General features: G+C 63.2%; 12 protein-coding genes. 3 read left to right on the forward strand and 9 right to left on the reverse strand.

Annotated elements, in window-relative coordinates; translation table 11 throughout:
* Positions 1-10: 10 nt before the first annotated feature.
* The 8 genes from ABZ420_RS29605 to ABZ420_RS29640 form a co-directional block, all read right to left on the reverse strand.
* Entirely contained in the window at positions 11-970 is a 960-nt protein-coding gene (locus tag ABZ420_RS29605) for a PDR/VanB family oxidoreductase (protein WP_357129482.1), read from the reverse strand.
* Between the two features lie 41 nt (positions 971-1,011).
* The gene (locus tag ABZ420_RS29610) at positions 1,012-2,580 is read right to left on the reverse strand and encodes a class I adenylate-forming enzyme family protein (protein WP_357129485.1); all 1,569 of its coding nucleotides are present in this window, start codon (positions 2,578-2,580) and stop codon (positions 1,012-1,014) included.
* A gap of 27 nt (positions 2,581-2,607) precedes the next feature.
* On the reverse strand, positions 2,608-3,396 hold the full coding sequence (locus tag ABZ420_RS29615) for an SDR family oxidoreductase (protein WP_357129488.1): 789 nt from the start codon (positions 3,394-3,396) through the stop codon (positions 2,608-2,610).
* Positions 3,393-4,406, reverse strand: coding sequence for a Rieske 2Fe-2S domain-containing protein (locus tag ABZ420_RS29620; protein ID WP_357129491.1), 1,014 nt, complete (start codon positions 4,404-4,406; stop codon positions 3,393-3,395). Before ABZ420_RS29620 ends, ABZ420_RS29615 begins: the two co-directional genes overlap by 4 nt.
* An 11-nt stretch (positions 4,407-4,417) precedes the next feature.
* Positions 4,418-5,392 carry a hypothetical protein gene (locus tag ABZ420_RS29625; RefSeq protein WP_357129494.1) on the reverse strand — a complete coding sequence of 325 codons (975 nt, stop codon included), beginning with the start codon at positions 5,390-5,392 and terminating at the stop codon, positions 4,418-4,420.
* The gene (locus tag ABZ420_RS29630; protein ID WP_357129496.1) at positions 5,389-5,634 is read right to left on the reverse strand and encodes a hypothetical protein; all 246 of its coding nucleotides are present in this window, start codon (positions 5,632-5,634) and stop codon (positions 5,389-5,391) included. Before ABZ420_RS29630 ends, ABZ420_RS29625 begins: the two co-directional genes overlap by 4 nt.
* A complete protein-coding gene (locus tag ABZ420_RS29635) occupies positions 5,618-6,682 on the reverse strand; it encodes a phosphotransferase family protein (protein ID WP_357129500.1) in 1,065 nt (354 codons plus the stop codon). The genes ABZ420_RS29630 and ABZ420_RS29635 overlap by 17 nt, the downstream gene beginning before the upstream one ends.
* Positions 6,683-7,054: 372 nt before the next feature.
* A complete protein-coding gene (locus tag ABZ420_RS29640) occupies positions 7,055-7,732 on the reverse strand; it encodes a MarR family transcriptional regulator (RefSeq protein ID WP_357129503.1) in 678 nt (225 codons plus the stop codon).
* A 182-nt stretch (positions 7,733-7,914) separates the two neighbouring features.
* Between ABZ420_RS29640 and ABZ420_RS29645 the strand changes: the two genes are divergently transcribed.
* Complete coding sequence (locus ABZ420_RS29645) at positions 7,915-9,072, forward strand: serine hydrolase domain-containing protein (RefSeq protein ID WP_357129506.1); 1,158 nt, start codon at positions 7,915-7,917, stop codon at positions 9,070-9,072.
* Between the two features lie 30 nt (positions 9,073-9,102).
* Positions 9,103-11,043: an NAD(P)/FAD-dependent oxidoreductase gene (locus tag ABZ420_RS29650; protein WP_357129509.1), complete on the forward strand. Its 1,941-nt coding sequence runs from the start codon at positions 9,103-9,105 to the stop codon at positions 11,041-11,043.
* A 500-nt stretch (positions 11,044-11,543) separates the two neighbouring features.
* Here the strand turns inward: ABZ420_RS29650 and ABZ420_RS29655 are convergent, their stop codons facing one another.
* Positions 11,544-12,314: a PAS domain S-box protein gene (locus ABZ420_RS29655; RefSeq protein ID WP_357129512.1), complete on the reverse strand. Its 771-nt coding sequence runs from the start codon at positions 12,312-12,314 to the stop codon at positions 11,544-11,546.
* Between the two features lie 186 nt (positions 12,315-12,500).
* On the opposite strand from ABZ420_RS29655, the gene ABZ420_RS29660 reads away from it, so the two are divergent.
* On the forward strand, positions 12,501-14,159 hold the full coding sequence (locus ABZ420_RS29660) for an AMP-dependent synthetase/ligase (RefSeq protein WP_357129515.1): 1,659 nt from the start codon (positions 12,501-12,503) through the stop codon (positions 14,157-14,159).
* Positions 14,160-14,307 lie beyond the last annotated feature (148 nt).

A 14,307-nucleotide genomic window follows, 5' to 3' on the forward strand; every position in this document is an offset into this window, starting at 1 on the left:
TTGCTGCGCCTTACAGGTCCAGAACCAGTCGGTTGCCGCGACAGCGGCTCACGCAAATGAACATCGTGTCGTCGGCGGCCATTTCCTCCTCGGTGAGAATTTCATCGCGATGATCGACTTCTCCTTCGAGCACGGTCGACTCACAACTGCCGCAGATTCCTTCTTCGCACGACCACGGGTGTCCGGGATGGATCTCCAGCACTTTCTGAAGGATGGTCTCTTCCGCGCCGACATGAATGGTGGTGCCGCTTCGGCGGAGTTCGACCTCGAACTCAGTGTTCGGTGTGGTCGGCCGCGAGCTGTCAGCGCTGGCCGCGAATCGCTCGAGGTGCAGGCGCGCGGATGCACCGGTTCGCCGGGCCGCGCCTTCGGTGGCGTCGAGGAGCCCGGGCGGACCGCAGACGTAGATCTGCGCCGATTCGGGAGTCGTATCGAACAACGCGGCCACATCGATCAGCCCGCGCGTGTCCTGCGGGACGAATTCCACCTGTCCGCCCTGAAGTCGTTCGATGACAGCGCGGAAAGCCATGCTGTCCATCGATCGACCGCCGTAGACCAGCCGCCACCGCCGTCCCTGAGCCGACACTTGTTCCAGCATCGGAAGCAAAGGCGTGATCCCGATCCCGCCTGCAATGAACAGATACTGCTCTGCATCGACCAGTTCGAAATTGTTGCGGGGCAGGGAAATTCGCAGGTACCGATGGTGTTCGGCGGGTCGTGACCCCCCGCCGTAGAGGTGGTGGACCTCAGCGGATCCCCCACGCCCGTCGTGTACATGCAGCACCGCGACGCGGTAGCCCGACCGGTTGGTCACGTCACCACACAAGGAGTACGACCGGATCAGCCCGGAGGGCAGGTGCACATCCACGTGAGCACCCGGAAACCATGCAGGCAACGACTGCCCGGTGGGCGAGACGAGGTCGATGGCCAAGACCTCGTCTGCCACCAACTCTGTGCTGTCGACGACCACGTCGATCAGATCGCTTCGGGTCACCGGTGTGGCGGTCGCACTCATCGGCGGTCCGAACTTTTCTGAAACAGATAGTCGCTCTGGATTTTGCGTCGCAGGAGCTTTCCGGCACTGCTCTTGGGCAGCTCCTCGACAGTCAAGACGACATAGGAAGGCTTCTTCACCGAGCCGAGACGGTCTCGGCACCACTTGATCAATTCGTCCTCGGTGACCTCATCGACGTTGTCGACGCGCGCGACAACCGCCGGGGTCTCGCCCCATGTCGGATGCGGTACGGCGAATGCCACAACTTCCCGAATCTTGGGGTGCGCATACAGCGACTTCTCAATTTCGGCAGGCCACACGTTGAAACCACCGGAAATGATGATGTCCTCCATGCGGTCCGTCAACTGCAGGTAGCCGTCTTCGTCGAGCTGTCCGATATCGCCCGTACGAATCCACCCATCAGAAGTCAGACGCGCTTTGGTCGCCTTCTCGTCGCCGTAGATCCCCGCCATCTGTCCCGGGCCGGTGATAACCACCTGTCCCGGTGTGTTCGGAGGCAGGATCTCTCCTTCGGGCGACTCGATGCGCACCGACGAGTTCGGGGTGGCCCGGCCAACACTGGACAATCGATTGATTCCATCCAGACTGTGATCCTCCGGACGAAGCATCGTTACCGGCGCCGCTTCGGACTGGCCGTACATCTGGTACATGCACGGCCCCCAGATCGCCAGGGCCTTGCGAAGGGTCTCTTCGCTCAACGGGGCAGCGCCGTAGAACACCGTCTTGAGACTGCTGAGATCGCGCCGGGCGGCGTCCGGGTGATCGACCAGCAGTTGAATCATGGTGGGGACCAGGAACAAGATGCTGCATCGGTACTTCTCGATGAGCTCGAGCGCGTTCTCGGCTTCGAATTTGGGCAGGATGAGCTGCCGCGCTTGCGCGCTGATCATCGGCCACAGCAGATTGCCGGAGCCGTGCGAATACGGTGAGATCACCAATTCGGTGTCGTTTCGGCCGATCGGCGGGGCGAGGATCAGCAGCTCGTTGCCCATCGCATGCCAGTTTCGCCACGTGAGCGCGATCGGCTTCGGCTGGCCGGTCGTGCCGGCGGAGAACCGGATGATATGGATGCTGCGATCGTCTACCTCAACACCGGGATCGTTGGCTTCCACGTTTTGCAGGGCCCGGTCGTAATCCATGATGTGCCCCCCGGTGGGCACCCCGGCCTGGTCGGCGCCACGTACCAGGACGAGCTCCAGGGTGACGCCTGCCTCGGCTAGCGCATCGTGCAACGCCGACCACATCTCCGCATCGACGATGAGAGCCTTCGCCCCGACACGTTGAATCATGTACACGTGCGACGAGGTGCTGTTGTGCATGTACAGCGGTGACCGGACAAACCCTCCGAGCGCGACGCCGGTGGTCTCCTCCACCGATTCGAGGCGATTGCGTCCCAGGCTCGACACCTTGTCGCCGGGAACCAGCGCTGCGTGCGCGAACAACTGGGTGAGGCGACAGGAACGTTCGTAGATGTCACTGAAGGACAGGGCCTCGTCGCCTAGGCGCACGGCCTCATTGTCACCGGCAAAACGAGCGGCGTTCCTGAGCTGGTCGGCGAAGATCATTGATCACTCCTGATTGAGATAAGAGCTCTAGAACTGCGCCGAGCTGGTGCTGAGGCCGAGCAGGCCGGCGCCCGCCAGCGCGCCTCCATCGACCGGAATGGCCGTGCCGCTGACAAAGGTCGAACCCTCCGAGACCAAGAACTCGAGAACGGCGGCAACTTCGTCGGGCTCACACCAGCGCTGCATCGGAATGGCCTGCGCGATGGCCTCGTGGACTGCCGGGGCGGTCTCTTTGATCGGCCCGCTCAGACCGGTACCGATGATGGCCGACGGGCATGCCGCATTGATCCGGATACCCTCTGCGCCAACCTCTCGCGCGACCGACTTCACGACGCCGACTACGGCGTGCTTGGTCGCCGCGTAGGCCCAGAACCCGGGATCCCCGCCGAGGGCGTACCCCGATGCGGTGACGGCGATCGCACCGTTCTCTACCCTGCGCAGCGCGGGCAGAGCGGCCCGGATTCCGAGAACGACACCACGTAGATTGACCGCTACCAGCTTGTCGAAATCACTCATGTCGAGTGTGTCGATGGGCCCCGAGATGGAGATCCCCGCGTTGAGGATGGCTGCGTTGAGGCCACCGAATCGTCGTTCGGCGACCTCCACCATTGCAGCGTTGCCGTCCTCGGTGCTGATGTCGGCCACGCACGTTGCCACATCGTCTCGATCAGCAGCCCACTTCAGCATCTTGTCGTCGATGTCGGCGGCTACCACGGACCAGCCATGGGCGGTGAGGCGTTCCACGGTGGCGCGGCCGACACCCTGTGCCGCGCCCGTTACCAGCGCGACCTTCTTCTGCATCGGAGTGGTCATCATGTCGTCACCTCAGGCTTTCCGTCGTAGCTTTCGTAGAGAGAGTGCGCCCATTTACGCAGGGCGCGGCCGGCGCGAGCTTCTTCCGGAGCCCACGGCACGTTCGCTCGGTAGATCTGGTTCTCCCAGATGGGCATGTCTTGGTCCTGAGAGTCCAGGTGCGCCTTGATGGCTCGCTGGAAATGGCCGGGCAAATCGCTGGCTCGTTCGGGTACGTCCAGGTCGTCGGGCAGCTTGATGCCGATCGTGACTCGCATTTCGGAATGTGAGGCATCGACCGGGACGACATTCAGAAGGTTGGTGATCTCGTAGTTCAAAAACTTCATCCGCGCGATGTTGATCCCGACACCGTGGGCCTCGATGTGGTCGCGCCCGACCACCGGCCCCTTGCGGGTTCGAAACACCTGTCGCAGTACGACGGAGAACACGTGGTCCTGCGCGCCGAACTTCTCCAGTTCGGAATCGCTCTCGGCCAGATGCACATACTTGATGTGGGAGAAGTCGACGATGTTCTCGGTGACCATCTGGGGCACGAGGCGCGCGTTGAGCCAGGTGCGGGTCGAGTCGACCGGATTCCAGAACATCTGCGGGTCCTGCAGGAAGTCGATATCGGGAATCTCCCAACGAGGTCCTTCGTCACGCCAAGAGTTCCAGATGAAGACATGGTCGGCGACTTCCTCAACCGTCCATGTCTTGTTGCGCACGCCCACCCGACCGCGGGCGGAATAGGGAACATCAGCGTTGTTGCCGTCGGCGTCCCAGGCCCAGCCGTGGAACGGGCACCGAATGCAATCTCCCTCGACCTTGCCGCCCACTGCGAGGGCAGCGCCTTGGTGGGGGCAGTAGGCGCCCATGGCGATGAGCTTGCCGGAGGCACCGCGGTAGAAGACGATATCTTCGCCGAAGAGCCGACGCTGAACGGGCTGGCCGTCGAGAAAATCGCTGGACCAGCCGATTCCGAACCAGCCCTCGGGATAGCCGTGGTTGTCGAATCCTCGCAGATCCTCTTTCATGGTCGCTCCTATCACGACGAATTTGGGCTGTGTCGATGTGCTCGCCGGCGACGCTGGATCTCGCGGATATCGCTGACCAGAGTCGAGAATCCCAATGCGGTGCGGCCGTTCCAATCAGCGACGATCCGGCGCACAGCGGTCAATTCGTTCGGCCCCGAGATCATCTGCCCGGTCGACGTGAGGGAGCCGGAAATTCTGTAGGTGTCATCTGCGTCATCGGTGATCTCGTAGCGCACCTTGCCGGCGCCGGTATCAGAGGTGTCGTAGACGGCCATCGCAGCTTTTACGGCGCGGATCCGACCTTTCCGCACAACGTACGCGTGTTCGACGCTGTTCCAGGTCTCTCGCACCTCCCGGGTATCCAGATACACCGTCAACTCGTCGCTGAAGTGCATCTCGTCGACGCTCGCGCTGGGCTGGGGCAGACTTGTCGTAGTGCCCCATTCGTGGGACCTATTCGAGTGGCAGTCGACGGTGAAGAAGCTGTCGTCGATGCGTAGTTCGCCGGTGACGTGCATAGGTTGGTCGATCCGGCCACCCGGGGCGGCGTCGTCGGCCGCCATGCCTTCATCACCACTGCTCGCAGCATCGCCGATGAAGGTGAAGTCCTGATCGGCCGCCCGTGTGCGGGCACGGAATTCCAGCCTCGCCGCGACCCGTCCACATACCGAGAGGTATTCCAGTGTATAGTGATGCAAAGCCGGAGCGGCTTCGATGGTTAGGCCGTTGGATAATCTGACATTCGACAGTTGCGATCCATCGATCGGCAGGTGGATTTGCGAGTCGGTGAACTCGAAATCGGTCTGCGGGCACGAGCGCCCTGCGTCGATGGCCACCCAGCAATCGGCCACGTCGAGATTGGTCAGAAAGTCGATTACGAAGCTTGCCCGCAGATCCTCGCGCGTCGTAACACAAGAGAACTCGAGGCGTTCATGCCAACGCGGATCTCGGAATGCGGGTCGTGTAAAGCTCGTCGACGCCCTCACGACTGCGCCTTCCTCCGCCGCAGCGCCCGCATCGCCACTTCGTAGCTACGCTCCGCGTCCGCGGACATCGAGTCGAGTGCGTGCGGCTCCGGGCCCGAATCCCACATGAGTAGCTCACTTGCAATCCCCGACAGCAACGCAAAGCCCGACAGCTCCGCGAGCCCGACCGCCGAGTCACGCGTCGACAGATCGGCCTGAACGGCCTTCAGCAAGGGTGGGACGAGTTCATCGAGCAAGGCCATCGTTGTCTCTCCAAGTCGTCAGAATGCGCAGGAGATCGGTCTCGTGACGCGCAATGATCGGCAGAATCTTCAACAGCGACATCCGCCCTCTCCCACGGGCCAGCGCGCACAATGCGCGCGTGCACGAGCACAGCTCCGTGAAAACAGAAACTGCTCGCAGATAGTCCAGCGCCGGCCTGTTCCAGGACGAGCCCGCTTCCTCGGCCCAAACCGCTTCCAACTGCTCGTCATCGACAAGCCCGGCGATCTTGCCGTCGTAGCGCATAGTCGGCAATGACAGGTACGCAAGATCATGCAACCCATGCCCCCACATGCCACGCTCCCAATCGAGGATCGCGGCGATTTTGCCGTCCGCCAGCAGGAGGTTTCCGAATCTGAAGTCGCCTTGCACCAGCGACAACGGCGTCATCCCCAAACTCTCTGCGGCACTGTGCAGTTCACGGTGGGCCACCGCAAGACTCGGGGATGGATCACAGACACCAGCCAGGGATTCGAGCAACGAGTCGTACGTCGAATCGATATAGCCGCGGTAGTACTCGCCGGCGCCGACCCCGCCGGGAGTGTCGGTCACAGCGCCCATGGCGAGCAGCGTTCGAACAGTCTCACGGGCCAAGTCGACCGGGGAAGTCTCCGGGTGTTCGCGCAGCCACGGAACGATCTCGCGCGGGGTGGGAGCGTCGCCTTCGACGAACTCCATCACGAACAACGGTGATCCCAGCCGATTGTCCTGACTCGAAAAGATGACTCGCGGACTCGGAAGACCACTGTCACGTGCGATGGTCGTGAATCGGACTTCGTGCGCAATATCGTAGGGCGCGAGTGGCCCGTCGCTCTGCGCCACCTTGACGACGTAGCGAGGACGGACCGGACCACCCTCCGCACCGGATTCCCGCACGAGCCATGTCACATGCGAATGCCCGCCCGACAACCGCGTCACTTGCGGTGACCGCCGGGCAGACACGATGCCCTCATCACTCAGCAGCCCCAGGAGGAGGGCTTCCGGCGTCGAGGACGCAGTGGATTTCACCGCCAGCGTCTCGGCGCTCACTCCACACGCCTCGTCGTTGCCGCGTGCACTGATCGGACGATCATGAGATGTCCTTCCGATGGAATCCGATAATATGAATTCCTATCATCGGCTCCGGCAGGTGGTCAAGGACACATTCCCGAATGGCCGCTACGACCGCCTATAGTCCCACAACCTGCGGGTAGCCCGGACCTATCGCCGACCCTGCCGGATCCGTGGCAACAGCTTCAGACCCGACATCTCGTCGCTCACCTCGAGAAACAACCGTCGCCACCAGCCCCGTTCGATCCTGCGCTCTACCGGACCGCAACGCTGTCGAACGTGGTATCAACCAGCTCGAACAACATCGTGCCGTCGCCACCAGATACGACAAACTCGCCCTTCGACACAGACCTAGATGCGGCTGGCGGCAGGGCCGCGAGTGCGGTGCGTCAGCGGTGGTAGCGCACTGTAGCCGTCGAACTCCACCTCCCCGTCGTCACGCGCGGGAGCGATCGCGATCCGCAACAGATCCGCGAGGTTGTCGAGTTCGCGCGCGCCGAGGGGCTGAATACCGAAACGATCGGCTTCCAGGACGTCGAGCGCTCGCTCGACGACCGATCGCCCTTCCTCGGTCAGTGCCGCGAGTTTGCGACGACGGTCCGCAGGGTGCGGCTTGCGCTCCACCAGACCGGCTTTCACCAGCGAATCGACCGCGTAGGTGATCGAGGTGGGGTGAACGCCCAGGCGCTCGGCCATCTTGTTCATGCCGAGAGCCCCATTCTTGCTTGCGAGCAGGACAACGAGGCATTCGAAATTCGTCATCGTCAAGCCCAGCGGTGCGATAAGCGCCTCGATCCGCAATACGAGGTGTTGCTGAGCTCGAACGATCCACGACGCAACCAGCATCTCGTGCAACCCCTGACGGTTGTCACGTTCCCAATCGGCCCGCATCGCGCCGAGCGCGGCGATGTCGCCGGCAACGCGGGCAGCGGCTTCACGATTCAAGTCACTCGAGGACACAAGCAATCCTTCCAGGTCAGCACTGCGATGGACCGCCGCCCAGGGAAATTCGCAGGACAGTCCTTGCAATTCATACGATAAGGCGTGGCTAACTCAGGATGAAGCGGAAAGCGTCCGCGACGCCAGTCGCTACCTCCTGCTCGGGCCGGCGAAGCCACCCTCGCCACTGCCCCGGCCCTACCGAACATTGCCATCGACACACCGACTGCGGTATATAGTATGAATTCCTATCATCGGATTTGCTGGGAGTGGTGGTGCTGGTAGAACAGGTTGAGCACGGCTTCGGCCCGGTCGCGGACGCGTTCAGAACGGTCGCGAACGGCAGCGGGCCAGGGGGAGCCGCCCTCAGCGTGTTCCTCCGAGGTCGGCAAGTGGTGCATCTCACCACGGGCAGCGCAGACGCCGCTGGTCTCCGTCCTTACGACGCCGGAACCGTGCAGTTGATCTTTTCGTGCAGCAAAGGTCTCGGCGCGCTTCTGGTCAACCAACTGGCGCAGGACGGGATCGTCGACCTGAGCGCGCCGGTCGCCCAGTACTGGCCGGAATTCGCGGCACAAGGAAAACACGCCGTGACAGTGGATGAGATCTTGTCTCATCGAGCGGGTTTGCCCTGTTACGACCCGGCTCTCACCTTGGAGCAGGTCTGTGACGGTGAATCCGCGGCCGCCGCGCTCGCCGCACAGCGCCCCTTCTGGACCACGACCCATCCGCACGGCTACCACGCTGTGACGTGGGGCTTTCTGGTCGCCGAGATAGTCCGCCGTGCCACCGGCAGGACGTTGGGCGAGCTGTTGCACGCGGCGGTGCAATTCATCGGGTACGATGACTTGTGGGTGGGGCTTCCGAGTTCGCAGCTGTCCCGGGCCGCGCAATTGATCCCCGCGGCCACTCTGACCGACGCTGACGAGATCTCGGCGATGGCGCGTTTCGCGCCGAACACCCTTGCAGGCAGAGCACTGTCACTCAACGGTGTACTGCGGATCGCTGGACGTTCCTTCTCTTACAACAAACCGGAACTGTTGTCAGCAGAGCTGCCTGCCGCGAATGCGGTGACCTCAGCGAATACGCTCGCTGCGGTCTACTCCGCCACTGTGGTCGATACGAACGGGTCCCGACTGCTGACGGATTCCGCCACTCGAGCTGCCCGCGAGCCGCTTACGGAGGGGATCGACCAGATTCTCGGGCGACCGACGCGGTTCGGCAGGGGATTCATGTTGCCGGTCGACGATGTCCCGATGCTGTCGCCCACCAGTTTCGGCCATCCGGGCGCCGGAGGCTCTCTCGCATTCGCGGATCCGGAGACTCAAGTCGGATTCGCTTATCTCACAACGCGGCTCGGTCATCGAGTCCTGGGTGACGAGCGGCCCAACGCCCTCGTCGAAGCGACCCGCAAAGCTCTGGGCCTCTGAGCCTGTCCATACCACCGTCAGGGAGACACTATGGCAACCACCCACCCCCGGGAAGGAAACGCCAGCGCGCAGCGCGACGCGGCCCGCGACAGCTTGCGGGCCGCGCTCGAGCAAGCGCACATGCCCACGCTGCTGATGGTTCTGGCGCAACTCACCGGTGATGACAAGTGGCTGCAGGAGCGCTACGCTCCGGCCAAGCCACGCGGTGGAAAAGATCCTGATGACGGAGGACTGGACCAAGAGATCCGGCAGGAGATCCGCCAGGCCGCTTTCGAAGCGGTCGACCAGTGGCGCCGCGGGGAGCTGGCCCCCACCGAGCCCACGCTCGAACGTCTTCATCAGATGATGTGCCATTCCACCGCCGATCAGGTCGACCCCGACGGTGTGCCCATGGCCGCTGAAGAACTCGGACTGGTCGATCGAGACGACCCTTGGCGCCGGGGCGCGGTCCCCCCACGCTCGTCGCTGAACGTCGTCATCGTCGGCGCAGGCCTGGCTGGTATCTGCATGGCAATCAAGCTCGAAGAAGCGCGGATTCCTTACCGGATCATCGAGCGCAACGACGGAGTCGGCGGCACTTGGGTCGAGAACTGGTACCCCGGCTCGGGCGTCGACAGCCCCAGTCATCTCTATGAATACAGCTTCGAGCAGTACACCGGCTGGCCCGACTACTACTCGAAGCGCGTTGAAATCCAGGCGTACTTCGACCGGGTCGTGAAGAAGTACAACATCGAGGACCACATCCAGCTGAAGACCCACGTCACAGCCGCGGTGTGGAACGAAGACGAAAAGCACTGGGCCGTAGAGATCAACGGACCCGACGGCAAGGAGACCATCGCCGCATCGGTCTTCGTCAGCGCCGTCGGACTGCTGAATCAACCATCCACCCCCGAGATCGAGGGGGCGGACACTTTCGCCGGCATCGCGATGCACACCGCCACCTGGAACCCCGCAGTGGACCTCAGCGGCAAGAAGATTGTGGTCATCGGCACGGGTGCCAGCGCGATGCAGCTGGTCCCGTCGGTCGCCGAATGCGCAGAGCGCGTCACCGTATTCCAGCGATCGCCACAGTGGGCGATCCCGGCCCCCGACTACAAGCGAGCGGTCACCCCGGAGGTTCAGTATCTGCTACGCAACGTTCCCTTCTATGCAGCCTGGTACCGCTACCGCCAGTTCTGGAATTGGAACGACAAGATCTACCCCGCCCTCAAGATCGACTCACAATGGCACGACCCCCAGCGATCGATCAACGCCGCCAACGACCGCACCCGCGAGTTCTTGACAAAGCACATCATCACCTCACTGAAATCCAAGCCGGAGCTCATCGAAAAGTGCGTGCCGAACTACCCGCCGTACGGCAAACGAATCCTCATGGACAATGGCTGGTTCGAAACCCTGCTGAGAGATGACGTCGATTTGGTGACCGACTCCGTCGCACGCATCACGCCCACAGGCGTGGTCGCCGCAGACGGCACCGAATACGAGGCGGATATCATCGCGTACGCCACGGGGTTTCACGCCCACCGTGTGCTCCATCCCATGGAGGTCATCGGTCGTCGCGATATCAATATCCGCGACGTCTGGGGTGATGACGACGCCCGGGCATATCTCGGTATCGCGGTACCCGATCTGCCCAACTTCTTCTGCCTGTTCGGCCCGAACACCGGGCTCGGCCACGGCGGGAGCATCGTCTTCCACACCGAGATTCAGGTCCGCTATGTGATGGGCATGCTTCGCAAGATGCTCGACCGCGACATCCGCGCAGTCGAAGTTCGACACGATCGCCACGACTCCTATAACAACGACCTCGAACGCCTCCACAACGAGATGATCTGGTCGCATCAAGGAATGACTACGTGGTATCGCAACGCCAAAGGCCGTGTCGTCAGCCTCTCGCCGTGGAAGCTTGTCGACTACTGGACGATGACCCGCGACCCGCAGCTCAGCGACTACCACCTCGACATCGACTGACGGCGATGCGGCCGCCCGCCGACAACGACTCCCCCGACCCACACCGGCTGGGCCCGCCCCGACCTGGAAACCACAGGAACTTCTCGAGTGCGAGGGCATCGGCCGGCGGACACGGCCGGCTGCGATCGATGACCTACACGACCCATGTCTCCGGCCACACCGCGTGCTGGACTCGCCGACCCCCACGCCGTTATTACCGCGATCGGCCGGACGGGGTGACCATGAACGAATCCAGATCATTCCGCCACGCCAGCACCAGAATGCTCACGCCTCCACGCAGGGTCTTCATCGACCCCCGGCGAATGTGGGTACCGCCAGCTCGCAGTCCCGCCCGATCGATGCCGGTCACTCTCGGGGAGAAGCCCGCTGGATCTGAGGCCGAATACTATGCGAACCTGACCCAGCAACCCGCTGGAGACAGATAGCCGAGTGCGCACGAAACTCGGCGGGACTCAAACACAGCCCTCAAAGTTGCCGCGATCCTTCCTCGCGGGGGTATGTCAGCGCGGTTCGGGTCGGTGCGCGGGGAGGAGTCCCGCGGCCAGGGCGCGGGTGGCGACGCCGGCGCGGCTGCGTGCGTCGAGTCGGGTGATGATGCGGCCGACGCGGTCTTTGATCGTGTGGACGCTGAGGTGTACTCGGTCGGCGATTTCTTGGTTGGAGTAGCCGTCGGCGACGAGTTCGATGATGGCGATGTCGGTGTCGTCCATGCCCGCGCTGCGGGCGGCTTCGGTTTTGAAGGTGTCCTCGACGATGTCGAGCATGCGTTCGATGTTGTGGGGTTGGTGGGAGACTTGGCTGCTGAGGAAACTGAGACGGCGGTAGATGTCCATCGCCGCGCGTTGTTGGTCTTCGATGAGCGCCAGGCGGCTGGTCTTGTCGGCCAGATCTTCCTGGAGGCGTTTGATCTCGGTGATGTCGCGGCCGATGCCCTGACGGCCGATGATGTGCCCGTCGCGCAGGACGCTTCCGGCGTGGATTTCCAATTCGCGGACTTCGCCGTCGGGTCGAAGGATCCTGGTCTCGAAGTACGGGTTCGTCCCTGGGTTGGCGATGCCGCGGTGGAAGTGGTCGAGCGTGGTCTGGAGTGCGTCGGGGGCGACCACTTTGGACAGGTGGTGGCCGATCAGGTCTTCGAGCGGTCGGCCGAACAATTCGGTGCCGGCCCGGTTCAGGTAGAGAAAATAGCCCTCGGTGTCGAGGACATAGACGACGTCGACCAGACGCGCGAGAAGATTCTCGTAGTCGAGAGAGGGAGTCCGACCTGCCACTCCGCGACTCTACGAGAGGGCGCGAGTCGGGGCGGCATCGGCTCCGCCGGTCGCGGGGTCTCCAGGCGGCGCATCAGCGACCAAAGGGGGCCAGTGCACGACTTGCGGGGGTGTTCGGCGGTGGGTGCGGGCCGGAAGATGTGATCCATGTCATCAACGAGTGAAGTTGTCGTTCCAGTCACAGCGGTGGGAGCGGGTGTCGTCGATTTGGAGGGCGCGCGCACGATGTGCGATCTGTTGTTGAGCACGGCCTGGCAGCATCCGGACCGGGTCGCGCTTCGCTCGTTCGAGACCGGTACCGCGTGGACCTACAGCGAGGTGATGGCTCGTGTGGGTGCGGTGTTGGAGCGTCTGCGCGGACTGGGGGTCGGTAAGGGCTCGGTGGTGGCGTTGATGATGCGCAACATCCCGCAGTTCCACGTCGTCGACAGTGCGGTGATGCTGGCCGGGGCGATACCGTTCAGCGTCTACAACACCCTTCCGCCCGAACAGATCAAGTTCGTTTTGTCGAACGCGGGCGCGCGCATCGTGATCGCCGAGTCCGGTTTCGTGCCCGTGCTGCGCGCCGCGATCGCGCTCGGCGCGCCGATCGAGCGGATTCTCGTGGTCGATGCCGTGATCGAAGGATGCGTGGATCTGCTGACGGAGTTGGCTGCGCAGCGGTGCGAGTTCGATTTCGCGTCGTTGGAGCCGGTCTTTCCCGACGATCTGCTGACCATCATCTACACCTCGGGCACGACCGGGCCGCCCAAAGGGGTCGAGCTGACCCACGGCGGCATGCTGGCACAACTGCGGGGCGTGCACGCGGCGTTCCCGATTCCCGGCGGGGGTCGCCAGATCAGCTTCCTGCCCGCCGCGCATGTCGCGGATCGGTGGACCTCGCACTACTCGGCGTTCATGACCTACGGCAACACCCTGACCTGCGTCGAAGATGCGGTGAACCTGCCCGCCTGCGTCGCCTCGACCAGACCGACGGTCTTCGTCGCGGTGCCGCGGGGGTGGGAGAAGTTCAAGGTCGCGATCGAGAACGCCTACCCCGGTGATGTTCTCGCCGACTCCGCCGCGGACCCGGCCATCGGCGCCGAACTGCTGGATCGCCTGGGGTTCGGCGAGGTCGTGTGGGCTATGACCGGCGCCGCGCCGACCCCACGCGCTGTGGTGGATTTCTTCGTGGCCCTTGGCCTGCCGCTGTGTGAGGGTCTGGGCATGTCGGAAGCCTCCTGCGTAGTCGCGGTCAACACCCCGGCCTCGCTTCGGCCGGGCAGTGTCGGTCGGGCGCTGGACTCGGTGGAGGTGGCGACCGCGGCCGACGGTGAGCTGCTGGTTCGTGGAACCCAGATCATGCGTGGCTACCGCGATCAGCCCGACCGCACCAGCGAGGCCCTCGACCCCGAGGGATGGCTGCACACCGGCGATATCGCGCGCATCGATGACGACGGATTCGTATGGATCGTCGACCGCAAGAAAGAACTCATCATCACCGCGGCGGGTAAGAACCTGTCCCCGGCCAATATCGAAATGGCGGTCCGCTCGGCGGGCAACCTCATCGCACACGTGTGCGCCATCGGTGAGGCACGACCCTACGTGGTCGCCTTGGTCTGCCTCGATCCCACAGCGGTCGGCGACCGCGCGTTCGACGACCCCGCACTCGTCGGGAAGGTCCAGGAACAGATCGACCGGGCCAACACCAAGCTCGCCCGGGTCGAACAGATCAAGAAGTTCGCGATCGTCGAACGCGAATGGACATCGGGTAGCGAACTGACCCCGACGATGAAGCTGCGCCGCGCGGTCATCGCCACCGAACACGCCCGCCAGATCGAGGACCTGTACGCGAACAACCGATAACCAGGCACATCGTCCACCCGGCGCGCGGGTACGCCGGGCGAGCAGCGACAGGAAGGAACCGCACACCGGCGAAATCGCCGCGGAAACGACTCCGCAACATGGACAGATGTCCATATAATCTGCCAGTTGATATTCCGATTTCGTGTCT

It is taken from the genome of Nocardia sp. NPDC005745 (genome assembly GCF_040630775.1).
In the GTDB taxonomy this organism is placed as follows: domain Bacteria; phylum Actinomycetota; class Actinomycetes; order Mycobacteriales; family Mycobacteriaceae; genus Nocardia.